General features: G+C 40.3%; 16 protein-coding genes and 1 other RNA gene. 4 read left to right on the forward strand and 13 right to left on the reverse strand.

The features are described 5' to 3' along the window. The first annotated feature begins 109 nt into the window (after positions 1-109). The 4 genes from IRT38_RS07825 (at position 110) to IRT38_RS07840 (ending at position 3,915) form a co-directional block, all read left to right on the forward strand. Entirely contained in the window at positions 110-607 is a 498-nt protein-coding gene (locus IRT38_RS07825) for a thioesterase family protein (protein ID WP_112986371.1), read from the forward strand. 265 nt (positions 608-872) lie between these two features. Continuing rightward, complete coding sequence (locus IRT38_RS07830) at positions 873-2,021, forward strand: HlyD family efflux transporter periplasmic adaptor subunit (protein ID WP_194597372.1); 1,149 nt, start codon at positions 873-875, stop codon at positions 2,019-2,021. Between the two features lie 6 nt (positions 2,022-2,027). Further along, complete coding sequence (locus IRT38_RS07835; RefSeq protein ID WP_194597373.1) at positions 2,028-3,554, forward strand: DHA2 family efflux MFS transporter permease subunit; 1,527 nt, start codon at positions 2,028-2,030, stop codon at positions 3,552-3,554. A gap of 172 nt (positions 3,555-3,726) precedes the next feature. Next, complete coding sequence (locus tag IRT38_RS07840) at positions 3,727-3,915, forward strand: heavy-metal-associated domain-containing protein (protein WP_039047325.1); 189 nt, start codon at positions 3,727-3,729, stop codon at positions 3,913-3,915. Positions 3,916-3,967: 52 nt separating this feature from the next. Here the strand turns inward: IRT38_RS07840 and cueR are convergent, their stop codons facing one another. The 13 genes from cueR to ssrA all read right to left on the reverse strand — a co-directional run bounded on the left by cueR (position 3,968) and on the right by ssrA (position 15,734). Beyond that, the gene (cueR, locus tag IRT38_RS07845; protein ID WP_194597374.1) at positions 3,968-4,426 is read right to left on the reverse strand and encodes a Cu(I)-responsive transcriptional regulator; all 459 of its coding nucleotides are present in this window, start codon (positions 4,424-4,426) and stop codon (positions 3,968-3,970) included. Positions 4,427-4,436: 10 nt separating this feature from the next. Continuing rightward, entirely contained in the window at positions 4,437-6,908 is a 2,472-nt protein-coding gene (locus tag IRT38_RS07850) for a heavy metal translocating P-type ATPase (protein ID WP_194597375.1), read from the reverse strand. 967 nt (positions 6,909-7,875) lie between these two features. Continuing rightward, a complete protein-coding gene (locus IRT38_RS07855) occupies positions 7,876-8,370 on the reverse strand; it encodes a hypothetical protein (protein ID WP_194597376.1) in 495 nt (164 codons plus the stop codon). Positions 8,371-8,741: 371 nt separating this feature from the next. After that, the gene (gene ssb, locus IRT38_RS07860; protein ID WP_194597377.1) at positions 8,742-9,068 is read right to left on the reverse strand and encodes a single-stranded DNA-binding protein; all 327 of its coding nucleotides are present in this window, start codon (positions 9,066-9,068) and stop codon (positions 8,742-8,744) included. 238 nt (positions 9,069-9,306) lie between these two features. Continuing rightward, positions 9,307-11,403 (reverse strand): DUF3987 domain-containing protein, encoded by a 2,097-nt coding sequence (locus tag IRT38_RS07865; protein ID WP_227592153.1) that lies wholly within the window; start codon positions 11,401-11,403, stop codon positions 9,307-9,309. Beyond that, positions 11,400-11,708 carry a hypothetical protein gene (locus IRT38_RS07870; RefSeq protein WP_194597378.1) on the reverse strand — a complete coding sequence of 103 codons (309 nt, stop codon included), beginning with the start codon at positions 11,706-11,708 and terminating at the stop codon, positions 11,400-11,402. The genes IRT38_RS07865 and IRT38_RS07870 overlap by 4 nt, the downstream gene beginning before the upstream one ends. Then, entirely contained in the window at positions 11,701-12,078 is a 378-nt protein-coding gene (locus tag IRT38_RS07875) for a hypothetical protein (protein ID WP_194597379.1), read from the reverse strand. The genes IRT38_RS07870 and IRT38_RS07875 overlap by 8 nt, the downstream gene beginning before the upstream one ends. Positions 12,079-12,086: 8 nt before the next feature. Continuing rightward, positions 12,087-12,455 carry a hypothetical protein gene (locus IRT38_RS07880; RefSeq protein ID WP_194597380.1) on the reverse strand — a complete coding sequence of 123 codons (369 nt, stop codon included), beginning with the start codon at positions 12,453-12,455 and terminating at the stop codon, positions 12,087-12,089. Next, positions 12,452-12,670 (reverse strand): helix-turn-helix domain-containing protein, encoded by a 219-nt coding sequence (locus IRT38_RS07885; RefSeq protein ID WP_194597381.1) that lies wholly within the window; start codon positions 12,668-12,670, stop codon positions 12,452-12,454. The genes IRT38_RS07880 and IRT38_RS07885 overlap by 4 nt, the downstream gene beginning before the upstream one ends. 3 nt (positions 12,671-12,673) lie before the next feature. Then, positions 12,674-12,889 (reverse strand): transcriptional regulator, encoded by a 216-nt coding sequence (locus IRT38_RS07890; protein WP_194597382.1) that lies wholly within the window; start codon positions 12,887-12,889, stop codon positions 12,674-12,676. Between the two features lie 91 nt (positions 12,890-12,980). Continuing rightward, entirely contained in the window at positions 12,981-13,814 is an 834-nt protein-coding gene (locus IRT38_RS07895) for a hypothetical protein (protein WP_194597383.1), read from the reverse strand. A gap of 151 nt (positions 13,815-13,965) precedes the next feature. Beyond that, positions 13,966-15,195 (reverse strand): tyrosine-type recombinase/integrase, encoded by a 1,230-nt coding sequence (locus IRT38_RS07900; protein WP_194597384.1) that lies wholly within the window; start codon positions 15,193-15,195, stop codon positions 13,966-13,968. A gap of 179 nt (positions 15,196-15,374) precedes the next feature. After that, positions 15,375-15,734: a transfer-messenger RNA gene (gene ssrA / locus IRT38_RS07905) on the reverse strand. Positions 15,735-15,756 lie beyond the last annotated feature (22 nt).

Genomic DNA, 15,756 nt, shown 5'->3' on the forward strand with positions numbered 1-15,756 from the left:
AAGGGCTGTTGAAATTTTGATCATGTGATGCAGTGTTCATGATAAGTCATGGGCTTTTGCAGGCATTTATCAACGCTCATCAGCTTCGATCTATGGATTCAGGCAGCGTATGAATGATGTAAAGAAAAACTGGACAGGTAATATTCAGTTAGGTGCTAAAGCCGATCATGGCGTGGTATTAAAACAGCTTTGTAAAGCATTTAATTCTTCACCATTTTTTAAGCACTGTGGCATGGTCATGCGTGTAGTTGATGATCAAATTGAAGGCTACATTGAGATGCAACCAGAGTTGATTGGTAATGTTGCGTTCCAGATTTTGCATGGTGGTGTTGCTGCAACGATGTTGGATAGTATTGGTGGAGTGGTTGCAATGGAACAGCTATATCGCCGTGCAACGCCTGAGGATTTACCCGATACTATTAAAAAAGTTTCTCGTTTGGCTACTGTTGATATACGTGTAGATTATCTTGCACCTGGTCGTGGTAAATATTTTATCGCTCGTGCAGAAACTTTACGTTTAGGGCGTAAGGGATGCACGATGCGCATGACGATGGTCAATGATGACGATAAGCCAATAGCGACTGCAATCGCATCATATGCTTTCTAATTTTTTGAAAAATTTCAAAAAAGCGCCATTCGGCGCTTTTTTTTATTTCTGAAAACAAATAGTTTTGATTATTATCAAAATGCTAGAACTGAACGCATCAGTTATTTTTTTTATTCTCGTAATATGATTATTTGTCGGTAGAATGCACTGAAATTTTTGTTCATATTTATCTTTTGTTTTTAACTTTCGGTTAAGTTTCGATACATAGACTGATCGGCTGATTAAAACAGAAGTAAATGATCTATTTAATTTTCAGGAATAATTTATGACTGACTCCCAAACCAACGAACAGCAAGCTTTATCTGAAGCTATTTCTGATGATGCAATGAAAGCAAAGCGTAAAAAGTTTTTAGGACTATTTGCCCTGATTCTTATCATAGCTGCAATTTTGTATGGGATTTGGGCATTATTTTTTCATCATTCTGTAAGCACTGATAATGCCTATGTTGGTGCTGAAACAGCACAAGTGACCTCTATGATCGGTGGACAAGTTGCTGAAGTTTTAGTGAAGGATACACAGCAGGTTAAACGTGGCGATATCTTAGTTAAAATCGACCAACGAGATGCACAAATTCAACTTGCACAGGCTCAAGCGGAGCTAGCAAAAGCACAACGTCAATACAAACAAAGCCAAGCAAATAGCAGTTCTCTGAATTCACAAGTGATCGTAACTAAAGATGAAATCACAAGTGCTCAAGCTCAAGTCAATAAAGCCCAAGCTGAATATGATCGAGTGAGTTTAGAGTTAAAACGTCGTAACGACCTAGCTGCTTCAGGTGCAATTTCTAAAGAAGAATTAAGTAAATCACAAAGTGCTGTTTCGACTGCAAAAGCTAGTTTAGAGCTTGCTCAAGCAGGACTTGCTCAAGCTATGTCGAGTCGTAATGCTGCGGTAAGTACTTTGGCTGCAAACGATGCTTTGATTCAAGGTGTCAATGAGGCTTCAACCCCAGATGTTTTAGTGGCAAAAGCACATGTTGATCAAGCATTATTAGATTTGGAAAGAACGGTTATACGTGCCCCTGTAGATGGTGTTGTAACACGTAAGAATATTCAAATTGGACAGCGTGTTGCACCTGGAACAGTCATGATGTCTGTCGTACCAGTTTCAGCGTTATATGTAGATGCCAACTTCAAAGAAAGCCAATTGGCAAAAGTGAAAGCAGGTCAAACTGTGACATTAACATCTGATTTATATGGGGATGAAGTCGTTTATCACGGCAAAGTTCAAGGTTTCTCAGGTGGAACAGGTGCTGCTTTTGCATTGATTCCTGCACAAAATGCGACTGGAAATTGGATTAAAGTGGTTCAGCGCTTACCTGTGCGCATCACCTTAGATCCTAAAGAGTTGGCTGAGCATCCTCTGCGAGTAGGTCTTTCAATGCAAGTAGATATTGATCTCGCATCGAAGTAATTCATTATGAAGACTCAGAATCCTTTTGCAGAACTTAGTGGTGGGCGATTATTGCTTGCAGCTTTTGTAATTGCACTTTCTAACTTTATGGTGGTGTTAGACACGACGATTGCTAACGTTTCTGTTCCTCATATCACTGGTAACCTCGCCGTTTCAAGTTCTCAAGGAACTTGGGTGATTACGTCTTACGCAGTGGCTGAAGCCATCTGTGTTCCTTTAACTGGATGGTTGGCAGGGCGATTTGGCACGGTTCGTGTCTTTGTCTTTGGTTTGATTGGCTTTACGGTCTTTTCATTTTTATGTGGTCTAGCGACTTCATTAGAAATGTTGGTCTTTTTCCGGATCGGACAAGGACTCTGTGGTGGACCGTTAATGCCACTGAGTCAAACATTATTGATGCGTATTTTCCCACCTGAAAAACATGCTCAAGCGATGGGGCTATGGGCAATGACAACGGTGATTGGACCTATTCTCGGTCCTATTTTAGGTGGTTTGATTAGCGATAATTTATCATGGCATTGGATATTTTTTATCAATATACCTGTCGGAATATTTTGTGTTCTCGCTGCGATGCGTTTGTTGTCAGTAGTTGAAACCAAAACAGAAAAATTACGCATAGATGCGATTGGGTTAGGATTGCTGGTACTTTGGATTGGTGCGTTACAACTCATGCTTGATCTTGGGCATGAAAAGGACTGGTTCAACAGTAGTAGTATTATCGTTTTAGCTTTAATTGCCGTGATTGGTTTTATTGTTTTTATGATTTGGGAGTTAACCGAAAAACACCCTGTTGTAAATTTATATGTTTTTAGGCATCGAGGTTTTGCAGTTTCTGTCACTGCCTTAGCATTTGGGTTTGGGGCATTTTTTGGCAGTATTGTATTGATCCCACAGTGGTTGCAAATCAATCTAGGATATACCGCAACATGGGCTGGTTATCTAACGGCAACTATGGGCTTTGGTAGTTTGACGATGTCTCCAATTGTAGCCAAATTATCAACCAAATATGATCCACGTGCTTTAGCGAGTTTTGGTTTAGCTTTGCTGGGTGTTGTAACCTTAATGCGTGCATTTTGGGTAACTGATGCAGATTTTATGGCATTGGCTTGGCCTCAGATATTGCAGGGTTTTGCTGTCCCATTTTTCTTTATTCCGTTGTCTAATATTGCAATGGGCTCGGTTCTTCCCCAAGAAATGGCATCTGCTGCAGGTTTGATGAATTTTCTAAGAACCATGGCAGGGGCAATCGGTGCTTCGATTGCAGTTACGATTTGGGATGATCACACCAAAGTGGCGCGTAGTGAAATGGTTAATTCATTGCATCCACAAGAGGTTCAAAATACATTGCTGCAAAATGGGTTTTCTTCTGATGCTACTTTGGCAACGATCGCCAATCTTGTCGATAAAGAAGCAATTACGATTTCAGCAAATCATGTCTTTATGATTTTGGCTTTGGTGTTTGTGTTTGCGAGTCTATTAATTTGGTTAAGTCCTAAACCTAAGCCGATAGTAGGTGGCCCTGCACCACATTAACCGCATGATTTAGGTGGAAATCATTGAATTAAACTTGGAGTTGTTCTCCGAGTTTTTTCTTGTAGCTAAGGTGTAACCTAACTCTAAAGAGGATCAAGTAAAAAATCGCTTGACCTTACAATGATGGGAAGGAATATATTCTATTAACTATCTATTTTATTGGAGAGATATCATGGAATTCCATGTAGAGAATATGACGTGTGGTGGTTGTGCTCGCGGTGTTACTCGAGCAATTCAAGCTTTGGATGCAAATGCTAAAGTGATTACTGATCCACCAAGTCGTAAAGTGACAGTTGAAACAACAGCAACACAAGAGCAGGTTGCTGAAGCATTGACTGAAGCAGGTTTCCCACCGCGCTAAAATCATTTAGACAAAGTTTAAGGGCTACATTTTCGTAGCCCTTTTTAATACCTTATTTTTTCTTCGCTAATGGTGAAATTGACAGCAGGTCATTATGGTGATGCTGTTCCTTATTTTCATTGCTCGGTTCTTTGAGACCCTCAAGAATCGGACATTCAGGTCGATCATCACCTGCGCAGCAATTGATTAAATCTTTCAGCGTATTCGCCATTTGCTGTAAGTCGTTTATGCGTTGTTCTAATTTCTCAATATGTCCGAGTGCTAAGCGTTTTACATCAGCACTTTGTCTATTGCGATCATTCCACAGATCAAGCAAATCTGAGATTTCCACAACTGAAAATCCCAATTCTCGACTTCGCTTGATAAACTTTAAACGTTCAATATCAGTCGCTGAGTAGGAGCGATAACCTGCATTATTACGCCCCGCAGTCGGGATCAAACCAATCTGTTCATAGTATCGAATCATTTTGGTTGAGACCCCTGAAGCTTGAGATACTTTACCAATATTCATCTTATTCTCCTCAACCTAGATGTATTGAGAGTGGTTGAAAACGACGTAGACGTAGTGCATTTCCTAATACAAAGACGCTAGATAATGCCATAGCTCCTGCAGCAAAGATGGGTGACATTAAAATTCCATAGTTTGGATATAATATTCCAGCGGCAACAGGAATTAGCATGGTGTTGTAAGCAAAAGCCCAAAACAGGTTTTGATGAATGTTGCCGATTGTGGCTTTGGATAAGGCGATTGCATTTGTTACACCTTGCATATTGCCAGACATGAGCACGACATCTGCCGATTCAATTGCAACATCTGTACCTGTACCTATCGCTACACCTACATCGGCTTCAGCTAATGCAGGGGCATCATTAATGCCATCACCAACAAAGACAATATGACCATATTGGGATTTTAGCTCTTTGACTGCATTAACTTTTCCTTCAGGTAAGACTTCAGCGATCACCTCATCAATTCCTAATTGTTTTGCAATCGCCTGAGCAGTACGTGCATTATCTCCAGTGATCATTGCGACTTTCAGCCCTAATTGGTGTAAAGCATGAATCGCTGCGGGAGTCGTGGATTTAATTGGATCTGCAACCGCTATAATTCCTGCTAGTTGACCATTCATCGCAACATAAAGTGGTGATTTACCTTCATCACCTAAACGTAAAGCAGTTGTTGCGAAGGGCTGTACTTCAATACCAAGCTGCTGCATATAACGATCAGCACCGATATTAATTTGAATATCATCATTGATCACTGCAGATACACCCATACCCGTAACCGAATTAAAGTGATTAACTTTAGGAAGAACTAAGTTCTCTAGTTTGGCCTGATCAACAATCGCTTTTGCGATAGGATGTTCTGATCGGGATTCAACAGCAGCTACAGCAGCCAAAACTTGATCTCGTTCAAACTGAGATGTGACTTCAAAATCAGTTAATTCTGGATGTCCCTCAGTTAAAGTACCTGTTTTATCAACAGCTACAATTTTTGCATCTTTTAATAGCTGTAAAGCTTCGCCTTTACGGAACAACACGCCTAATTCTGCACCACGACCTGTACCCACCATGATCGATGTAGGTGTTGCCAAACCCATAGCACATGGACAAGCGATAATCAGTACTGCGACTGCATTTACTAAGGCAAAAGTTAGGGCAGGAGATGGGCCGAAAATTAACCAAACTAAGAATGTCAGCACTGCTGCAATCATTACTGCTGGTACGAACCATAAGGTGATTTTATCGACTACCGCTTGAATCGGCATTTTAGAGCCTTGTGCTTGCTCAACTAAGCGAATTATTTGCGCCAGCATGGTTTCACCACCAACGGCTAATGCTGTAAAAGTGAGTGTTCCATTTTGATTAATCGTACCACCTACCACATCGCTACCAATCACTTTCTCAACAGGTATCGGTTCACCTGTAATCATGGATTCATCGACAAAACTATTTCCATCAGTCACTTTTCCATCAACAGGTATTCTTTCACCCGGTTTTACAATCACCGTGTCACCAGCAATAACTTGATCAATTGCAATCTCAAGCATTTGTCCATCACGGTGAACATGAGCTGTTTTAGCTTGTAAACTGACTAAACGTTGAATCGCTTCTGAAGTACGTCCTTTTGCTTTTGCTTCAAGAAAACGACCAAGTAAGATTAAAGCAACAATAACCGCAGCAGCTTCATAATAAACATTGACTGTTCCCGAAGGGAGTGTGTCTGGAATGAAGGTAGCCACTATAGAAAATAGATATGCAGCTAATGTTCCAACGGCTACCAAAGAATTCATATCTGGTGCTAGACGAACTAAAGCGGGGATGCCTTTTAAATAAAATCTTCTACCTGGAATCATTAAAACAAGGGTAGTCAGTACGAATTGTATGTACCAACTATTTTGCATCCCAATGGTTTGAGCAATCAGATGATGAAAGCTTGGAATTAGATGAGAGCCCATTTCAAGAATAAACACAGGCAAAGCAAAAAGCGTGGCAAGAATTAAATCCCGTTTAAGTTCAGCGCGTTCTTGATCTTTTTTCTGAAGCTGCTCAGATGGATCAGCAATTGAAGCTTGAATTTCTACAGCATCATATCCAGCTTTATCTATTGCTGCGATCAATGCCTCTACACTTGCCGAACCACTTACTGTTGCTCGTTCAGTTGCAAGATTGACATTTGCTTCAGTTACACCAGAGATGGCTTTGAGTGCTTTCTCGACACGACCAACACATGAGGCACAGGTCATACCTTTTATAGATAATTCAATTCTGTCTTTGGGAACATCATAGCCTGCTTGTTCAATTGCATGAATTAATAATTGACGATCTAAAGGCTTATTAAGTGTAATGTCTGCACGCTCAGTGGCTAAATTTACTGAGGCTGATCGTACACCATCAACTTTTTTAATAGCATTTTCAACACGACTTACACAGCTTGCACAAGTCATACCTTCAATTTGTAAGCTTAATCTTTGATTTATTTCGGTTCCCATGGGATTTACCTATAAATATTCTTTGATTGCTTAAAGCATAGACCTTACCATTATAGGAAGGTCAAGTACTCACTATGTAAATATCGAAGTGAAATCTATTTTTAAAATAAACATGATGAAATTGATATTTAAATCAGTTGCTTGAGGGTTTTATTCTATATTTACTCAAATAATGAATCTTTTTTTGTTTTGTACATTATTGATATTCTTGAGAATTTAAAAAATATAAAAATCTTGTCAATAAAAAAGCCACTTATGTAAGTGGCTTTTTTATTAAAGGTATTTGGGGTGGCGTCAATTGAACTAAATTAATAAATTATTGTTTATAAATAATAAAAATATTATTAAAAAGTTAGGGATACAAACTGGGATACAAATTATGTGCTGCTAGGCTGTTTTTTTGTCGGGTTTGGTGGAGAAAAGGGGAGTCCAACTCAGGATTTAAACTCGCTCGCACGCGCGCGTTTTTCTTGATTCTCTAGCACTTCAACAATTGTTTGCTGTGTTTTTCGCTTCCTCTTTTTGGTGGAATGAAAACCTAAATATTTAAGCTGCTCACTTTACTGGTGGCTCAGGTATGGTCATCTTGACCAATGGGGGGTAGTCCAATGTTCAGGCTATTTGTAGCAGTAAACCGCCCGAATAATCACACTGTAACTCTATTGGGATTTTAAGCATTAAAACCACGTTTTACTCTCTCCCTCGCGCGCGCGCGTTTTGTTGACTGAGTTACTTTAAGTTACTCACTTGGTCGCGTTTGAAGTGTGGTCAAGTTTTCGTCCAGTGAATGCCGATGCTCAATTTTGAGCTTTGCTTTTAAAACATAGATTTAGCCAACGCAATTTTACGTCATCATAATGTTAGTAAATGTTAGTTTTTCGGACTGCTTTAAAAAAAGTAAACCTGATAAAACATGAGATTCAGAACGGCGTAAATCCTAAGTAATCCTAAGGTCACAACCTGACATTCACCTAATGCCCATCCGATTTAAATAGACAATAAACATTTGCAGCCGTTCCTGCTCTCTTTTTTCTAGCTCTCGTACAAGTGCTGCAAATTTTCTGTAGTGCATGTTTTTAGGCTTTTGATATATCGGCCAATCTCTAACGTCTTGTGACCATTGCAATCGACTCCTTAGCCGTCTGACGCGTAGTAGGGGAATATCCGACTTATTCCATTGTTGTGATATGTAGTTGAGTTGCTGGCATTGTCTGCAAGCGTATGTTCTGCACTTAAAATATAGTTTGGTACAGCGTTTACCGCATGAGCATAAAAACCAAAATCTTGCGCTGCCGTAGTTGCAAGGTGAATGAGTTAAGCTCAGGTTATAACTGCCGTAGTCGTTGCTTGCGGTGATGCTGATATTTTTATACTTTTTCAGGTCATCAGCACTGAATAAACTTTTTAGATTAAGTTGCTTAATACTTATAAAGCTGTAATTTTCCACGCTACCTTTTGACATAAAGCGCACTAATTCCCCTAATTATTTAGGCTCTAAAATAATGATATTCATTGTATCTGCTTTAACAAAAAGTTAACTTTTTAACAAAAACAGAAATTTTTTTATACGTGCGGATGGTGGCGGTCTCCGCTTTGGGTTAATCCATAAGTTATGACTCCCCCCACTGGTTAGCCCTATCCAATTTTGGATTGACCTTAGAAAACAATAAATTATTGATAGAACAATCACACTTGCACTCCTATAAAAAGAGCCATAACGGTGTAACTTGATTGGTAACTTGATTGGTAACTTGATTGGTAACCAACTCATCAGTCTTGTTTATCTTGACCATTCAGCCAATAAAAAAGCTCCCCATATTTAGGGAGCTTCGATTAAAGCAATTGCAGAACATCCGCCCGAACTTCGACTATCTCCCGATCTGCACCGCTTTGGTCTTTCCACTTCCTTGTTCTCAAGCTGCCCTCAATATAAACCTTGCTGCCTTTCTTGAGGTACTTACTAGCAATCTCGGCTAATCGGTTACTGGTGCTGATTCTGTGCCATTCTGTAGCCTCTTTGCGCTCTCCAGTGGTCTTATCTTTCCAGTGGTCGGTAGTTGCAACGCTGAATGTGGTAACGCTACCGCCGTTGGGAAAATTCTTAGTTTCAGGGTCACGACCTAGCACACCCATTAAAATTACTTTGTTCACGTTTGGCATTGTTCAACTCTCAAATATATTTCATTTATCTAAAAAGCTGACTAAATGACTAAATGGCTCTGTAACTATTGATATATATGGCTTTGCGTTCAGCAGTCACCCAAAACCGCAATGACTAAGTGACTAAATGAATATAGTTTTTAGTCATCCACTTAGTCATTTAGTCAAAGCCAATTTTGCTGACTGCTAAGTGAAAAGCCTTGCCCTGTAAGGCTTACAGGCTCATTTAGTCACTTAGTCACGATTCTAGTAATAAGGGATTAATTACAACGTACCTTGTACGCCCTAGTGATTCAATCCTGACGTGGTGCGAGTCCTCTAGTTGCTGAATAACCATTTCCAAAAGGTTTTTGTTTTTCTGCATCGGTCTAGGGCATGAGGTTTGTATATATGAGTAAGTAAGTCTGTCTGTTTTTTTCTGCACACATTTACCGACAATCCACTTAATCAGCTTTTCAGCATCACTTTCCGCTTTAACCTCAATTTCTGCATACATTGCCCATTCATTTAATGAATGCTTAACGACCTCACAAGCTCCTTGTAGGGTTTTGCCGTCAATCTGTTGCAATCCCTCAAAATAAGCAAATACCGTTGCTAAACGGCGTGCCAATTGGCTTGCACGGCTCGCAAACGCTTGTAGGTACTCAAAACGCTTGCCTACACGTTGTAGCGACTCAATGACGTTATAAAACTCTGTATCAATCGCTATGGCTTCCTCATTCATAGGGATGACATACCGCCCATTATGCAACTCATGCTCTGTCTGCACCTGTGGGCAGCTATCGAGCAATGATTCGCACCGTGTCCAATAAGCAATAAGCCTGTGGTCTTTGTTGGCGTTTTTGTTGCGATATGCTGCATTTTGTAGGCGTGTGCCTGCCAAGTTTTCAGGAATAGTTAAGATGAATCTAGGTAAAAAACCTTGCCCCCTTAGCACTGGGTCTTTTAAGGCATTGTCTAAAACTTCACGCTGCCCTTGTAGATTAAACGTCACTCGAACGTCATGCGCCCGACCACTGCCATTGAGGTTTGACTTTGAGCGTGTACGTTCCACATATCCATCATCAAACAATTTCGTATAACCACCTAATGCTTGGTTACGTGTATCGGCTTTCATGGTATGCCCACCGAAAAATTGACCTGCTTCATCACTTGAAATAGAAGCATTTTGCAAGATTCCATCAATAAATAACCCTGCAATAGATTCAAGGGTAATGTCACTGTATAGGGTGCTTGGGTCATTCGGTGGTGGATTCTCTGCACAGTACGCCTCACGGTCTTTTTTTGGCAATCCTGCTTGCCCACTTTTCCATTGCTCTAACTCGGTTCGATATATTTCGTACTGCTTGCGCTCATATTCCAAAATCGCCCGATCTGCTAGATTTTTGCTTGTACTCTTACGGCTGCCACTTTGCCCCTCTGTGAGTAAAAATAGGCTGCATGGCTCGCCGTGTGCTTTGAATCTATCGGGTGCATTTACTTTGGCTTGGGCAATATGTGACATTGCACCAATAACACATTGCGCCGTCATTGCAATTGGTGACTGCACATACTCGGAGATAGCCAAAACTGCTTCCCTTGCTAACAAAGGCAGTGCATCAATAGGGTAAGGGTTGCTTGCTACTGATTCCTCTTGTTGTAGTGGCAGCAACTCGCCCCAGTGTTGAGAATCTGCATCTTGATTGAATGCACCTGATTCAATAATTTGCTTCCGTTTCTCAAGAAAAAACGTTTCTATTTGTTGAGAGGTAAACGCTCTAAAAGAGTCATCAACTTGAACAAATAAATCAGCGTTGTTTACTGGGGTGGACTTGCCTGCAATCAATCTAAAAACATTTTCAGGCATACCACTGTTTAAAATCTTGTACGCTTCATCTAAACTTTGATGCAGCAAAACCGCTTTGCCTGCCTTAGCAAGTTGAATAAATAAATCCATATCATTTGTACCGACTACATACGATAAATGAGGTTTATTTAAACCGCTTGCAAACAATCCTTTTTTACCAATAATGAATGACACTTTTTGGCTGTCTATTTCTTTAAATGGTGTTGTGGTGGTGTCGTATTTTCTTGCTGTACCTCTGATTGCATAGCCTATAACCTCGCTCAATTGGGTTGGATTTATGAGCGTGTAGGCTTCGCAATTTTCACAGTTATAACTAGGCAATTTAGAACAAATATAGCTCTCAGGCTTAACTTTGAGATTGCGCTCATCAATACAGCCTTTTGCAAAATCTTCAATCGAATGATATTCGGTTGTATTGCCTGTTAATGGGTCGGTGCTAACTGCTAGAGGTATTGGCTTGTTTAAAATATCGGGGTGTTTTGCATTCATTCCGCACCCCCTTTCATTTTCTCCCATTCAGTCTTATATGCTTCTGCCCCTTTAGCATGGTTGCGGTGGCGGTCTTCTGCTAAATATTCATACATATCTAAATGAGTGACCAATTCAGAAAAATGATACTGACTGACTTCTTTTCCACTCTCTGCCAGCTTGTTTAACTTCATTACTTCTTTTCTGATATGGCTGATTGCTGTACACATCCAGTTCATATCTGATTCGGATAATGAAGCTAGGTCGTGCATATCGCCAGCATCGTATTTTGTAGGTGTATTTGTAGAATTGATTTGATTAGGCATGATGACTGCCTCCTATTCGTTTTGAGTTTTGAGAGATTTCACCATGTTTAAAACTGGTGAGGGGATTCACTCTCGGTCGAATAGAACCGCCCGACATATTCGCCATTGCTGACTTATTTTGTCGTGTCATCCCCTCATAGAGGGATTGCAGCCTTGTATGCGTAGCTGAAACGCTTGCGCTTGTTTTCTGCACAGCTTGAGAGGCTTTGCAAAACTTGGGCACAATAAAACCACAATGACGCTGTGGGGTGACGCTATTCGATTTTGAGAGGTCTACAGCATAAGTCGAACGTGCACAGCTTGCAATAAGAAATATCGCCAGTAGCCATATTAGAATCAATTTAAAAAGGTTTGAATAAAGTTCTTTCATGCTGCCACCTACTGCACACGGTTAAAATTAGAGTTCGGATTAATCAAAACCCCATCATTTGATAAACCGACCTTTTGGCGGTTATCCATCATCTGCAATAAATGCTGTTCTGCTTCTTCAAAACTGATACCAAAATGTTTGGCTATATCTTCAAGGCTATACATCGGTTCGCCGTCATCCGTGTAACCGCTTGGCGGTGGCAATAGGTTTAATTCTTTAGCCTTTTGGTGCATTTCTTCTTTGATATGCTCAGGCGTGTAGTGCATTGTTAAAATGAATGCCTGCTCGGTGATAGGGTGGTCATCACCGTACTGCTTAACCATGTTTTTGTAATGGTCAAAGGCTTTAAAAAATTCAGGGTCTATATGCTTATTCATGCTGCCACCTCCTTAACAAGCTCATAACGTGCATGTCTGCCAATGCCTGACTTATTGCGTTCGTTATGGGTCACAATGTCATAACCTGCATTTCGTAAACGCTGAATAATTGCGCTCAGTCGATAGCAGTTGAATAGGTCGATAGCCTCAGCCTGTGAAAGGGTTTTGCCTTGTTTAAGGTGTGATAGGACTTGTTTTAATTGGGTGTTATTCATTGATTAAGCCTCCATAGTTGCAAGGCTTAAACGCTGCTTGTTGTGCCACTCTACAAGCTCGGTATAGTCGAAATAGACTGGTGCTTGTTTGGTGTCGCCAGTCTTAATAGGTCGGGGAAATGTGGCATCTGTACGCACGATATGGCGCAATGATTCGCGGCTTATGTCTAGTAGCTCACAAGCGGTTTTGAATTGAACGCGGATTGGGGAAATAGTCATAAAAAAACCCATACATGAAAAAGTATGGGTTTAGTATGTTTTTGTTTTTAAGTTCATTGTTCTAATTAGAATCCAATTAGATTCCACTTTCTTAAATGGAAACGTTATTCGCTGCTTTAAGCCAATCAGCAATTGCTTTTTTTCCTAGTGGCTCTACTCCTAGTCGATCTAGCGCATCATTTATTAAGTTCTGATTTTCGGCTGAATGGGGCATTGCTGGGTTTAAATCTAGCTTATAGACCATCGCTGCAATAATCTTTGCTGCGATGTTGGCGGTTCGGGGAGGTAAAATGTCTGTAGCTTGTCCAGTATGATTTTTTTTCGTTGTAGCAAGTTCTTTTTCTAGCTGGTCAATTCTTTCTTGAGATTCCAAGACATATTCTAATAAATCTATTTCCCCATCCGCTTTATAACTTTTTTTAAAATTCGCAAGTAAGGTTTTTAATCTTTTGTTTTCAAGTAAAATCGCATGAACCTCATAAAATTCTAAATTAAGAGCAGAATAGATAAATTCAAATTTTTCTTTCGTTAATCCCACTTTTTTAATAGCGTCTGCCAACAATAATTCACGTATGCTAAAGTAATATTCACTGCAATAACCCCTCAATTTATTGTTGTCGATTACATCTTCTAATAAATAAAGAATAGGCTCAACCATTTCATTATTAGCATCCACGTCTTTGAGCTGGTCATGAGAGTATTTGATCATGCCCCAAGAATAATTTTTTTCATCAAAACTATACTCATAATAATTTAATTTTTGAAACTCATGACTATCTGATAAATATCCTGCGATTAGGCTGTAATCGTCATCACAATGCAAAAGCATGATATCAAAAAAAACTTCAAAACTTACATAGTCATGCAATGCTAAATCTTCATTTAGTTTATCTGCTGATTGCAATAAATCTGTAATTATCCCCATCTTAAAGCCCCCCAAGCATACCCAAAAATGATGCTAAGCCAATCGGATTGGGTGTCCGACTTTCGGGAGCTAACCTAGACTTAGCAAACTGAATATAAACAATATTAAGCTATATTTGTGCATTTATTGGCTAGTAGTGCGACAAGCCTTGTCACTGTGCTTTTTTGAATTGAATAATGCTCTGGTCTGCAACTTCTTCTAAATGATTGGCGTACCATTGCATCATGCTTGCTCTGTCATCTAAATATTGAGCCTTGTTATATACGCCTGCCACGCCATCTTTAACGTGTGCCAGTGCTGCCTCGATATGACGTTCATCAAAGCCACGATTGTTTAACAAGGTACTCGCAATATGTCTAAATCCGTGTGGGGTTTGTCTGCCCTCATAACCCATACGGCGCAAAGCCATAATGAAAACCGTGTCTGACTTTGGCTTGCTCTTGTCCGATCTGCTCGGAAATAAGTATTCAGAATTGGTTTCATAGCTTTGTAATTCTTTTAATAGGGTAGTGGCTTGAGTTGGCAACGGTACAAGATGCTCACGGCGTTTCTTCATGCGCTCGGCTGGTATATTCCACACCCCTTGATCTAGGTCGAACTCCTGCCACTTGGCTTGTCTTAGTTCAGTTGGTCGGCAAAACAACATAGCTAAAAGTTGCAAGCCTATACGCACGTCCATAGTCGGATAATTATTGATAGCTCTCAATAAGGCTGTTAGCTCAGGTTCAGCCACATGCAGCATGTTTTGCTTCTTGCCTTGCTGTAAGTATTTTTGAATGCCCTCAACTGGATTGTAGTCCATACGTCCAGTGACCTTTGCAAAGTCGTAAATGTCACGACACATCGAGCGCATACGGTTCACCTGTTCAAAAATACCTTTCTCTTGCTGAATACTTTTTAACAAGTTCATCCATTCAATAGGCTTGATGGTGGTGTACAAGCGTTTCCCAAAAATCGGGAATATGTGTTTTTCCAGTGCGCCCTTATTTCGGGTCATGGTGTCCTGTACCCATGATTCCTTTTTTGTGTCTAACCATTCACGTGCTAATACTTCAAAGGTGGCGTTATTCTGCTCTATCTCTTTTCGCTTGCGTTCTTGTTTGGTGATGATGGGGTTATCACCTTTTGAAATGTCACTTAAAAGTTCTTGCGCTTTTTTACGTGCTAACTGTCCTGATATTTCAGGATAGCCACCGATACCTAACCATGACCATTTACCATCAGCTTTTTTATATCGTAGTTGCCACGATTTATTACCATCAGGTTTGACACGAAAATATAAGCCGTTGCCGTCTAGCTCCCGATATTCTTTTGATTCAGGCTCAAGGGTTGCAAGTACGGTGTCTGCTAGTGGTCTGCGTTTTATGTCTGTTCGTTTCATTTTCTTGTATCCCTGCCAGTTCAATAAATATGAGGGGATACACGCTAGGATACATGGCATGTATCCCTGTGGCTAGTTATATTTAGTTATGTTTAGGCAAGAAAAAAGGCTCAAACCCTTTAGATTCAAGCCTTTATCTTTTAAAACTTGGCATATTTTGCCATGTTTTGTTAGGTATATGGTGGAGGTGGCGGGAGTTGAACCCGCGTCCGCCAGCACTACACTCGAGAATACTACATGCTTAGATATCGTCTATTGTTTTAACACCATGTGACCCGACGAACAGGGTACAAGGTGCGATCCTCTAAGTTTGGTATAAAGCCCCGAGGCTTGGCTCTATACGGACTTGTGTGCGTGCGCTTCGGTCGGGTTCCTAAACCACAAGTATTCTAGGAAGCGGACAAGCTGCCCTTAGGCAGCTAGAGCGTAAGTTTCGTCGTTTGCGACTATTTAAATGCAAATTTTATTTACGAGAGAAAATGCGCTCTCGGCATGCATCTATGAGCTTCATCACCAGCGTCGAAGCCAATAACACCCCCATATATGAACGAGTATCATAGC

It is taken from the genome of Acinetobacter sp. SK-43, assembly GCF_015351505.1.
GTDB lineage: Bacteria > Pseudomonadota > Gammaproteobacteria > Pseudomonadales > Moraxellaceae > Acinetobacter > Acinetobacter junii.

Coding starts and splice junctions, on each gene's coding strand:
- IRT38_RS07830 (WP_194597372.1), top strand. CDS start 873: ATGACTGACTCCCAAACCAACGAACAGCAAGCTTTATCTGAAGCTATT.
- IRT38_RS07895 (WP_194597383.1), bottom strand. CDS start 13,814: ATGGGGATAATTACAGATTTATTGCAATCAGCAGATAAACTAAATGAA.
- IRT38_RS07900 (WP_194597384.1), bottom strand. CDS start 15,195: ATGAAACGAACAGACATAAAACGCAGACCACTAGCAGACACCGTACTT.
- cueR (WP_194597374.1), bottom strand. CDS start 4,426: ATGAATATTGGTAAAGTATCTCAAGCTTCAGGGGTCTCAACCAAAATG.
- IRT38_RS07850 (WP_194597375.1), bottom strand. CDS start 6,908: ATGGGAACCGAAATAAATCAAAGATTAAGCTTACAAATTGAAGGTATG.
- IRT38_RS07855 (WP_194597376.1), bottom strand. CDS start 8,370: ATGTCAAAAGGTAGCGTGGAAAATTACAGCTTTATAAGTATTAAGCAA.
- IRT38_RS07865 (WP_227592153.1), bottom strand. CDS start 11,403: ATGAATGCAAAACACCCCGATATTTTAAACAAGCCAATACCTCTAGCA.
- IRT38_RS07840 (WP_039047325.1), top strand. CDS start 3,727: ATGGAATTCCATGTAGAGAATATGACGTGTGGTGGTTGTGCTCGCGGT.
- IRT38_RS07875 (WP_194597379.1), bottom strand. CDS start 12,078: ATGAAAGAACTTTATTCAAACCTTTTTAAATTGATTCTAATATGGCTA.
- IRT38_RS07890 (WP_194597382.1), bottom strand. CDS start 12,889: ATGACTATTTCCCCAATCCGCGTTCAATTCAAAACCGCTTGTGAGCTA.
- ssb (WP_194597377.1), bottom strand. CDS start 9,068: ATGCCAAACGTGAACAAAGTAATTTTAATGGGTGTGCTAGGTCGTGAC.
- IRT38_RS07870 (WP_194597378.1), bottom strand. CDS start 11,708: ATGCCTAATCAAATCAATTCTACAAATACACCTACAAAATACGATGCT.
- IRT38_RS07835 (WP_194597373.1), top strand. CDS start 2,028: ATGAAGACTCAGAATCCTTTTGCAGAACTTAGTGGTGGGCGATTATTG.
- IRT38_RS07825 (WP_112986371.1), top strand. CDS start 110: ATGAATGATGTAAAGAAAAACTGGACAGGTAATATTCAGTTAGGTGCT.
- IRT38_RS07885 (WP_194597381.1), bottom strand. CDS start 12,670: ATGAATAACACCCAATTAAAACAAGTCCTATCACACCTTAAACAAGGC.
- IRT38_RS07880 (WP_194597380.1), bottom strand. CDS start 12,455: ATGAATAAGCATATAGACCCTGAATTTTTTAAAGCCTTTGACCATTAC.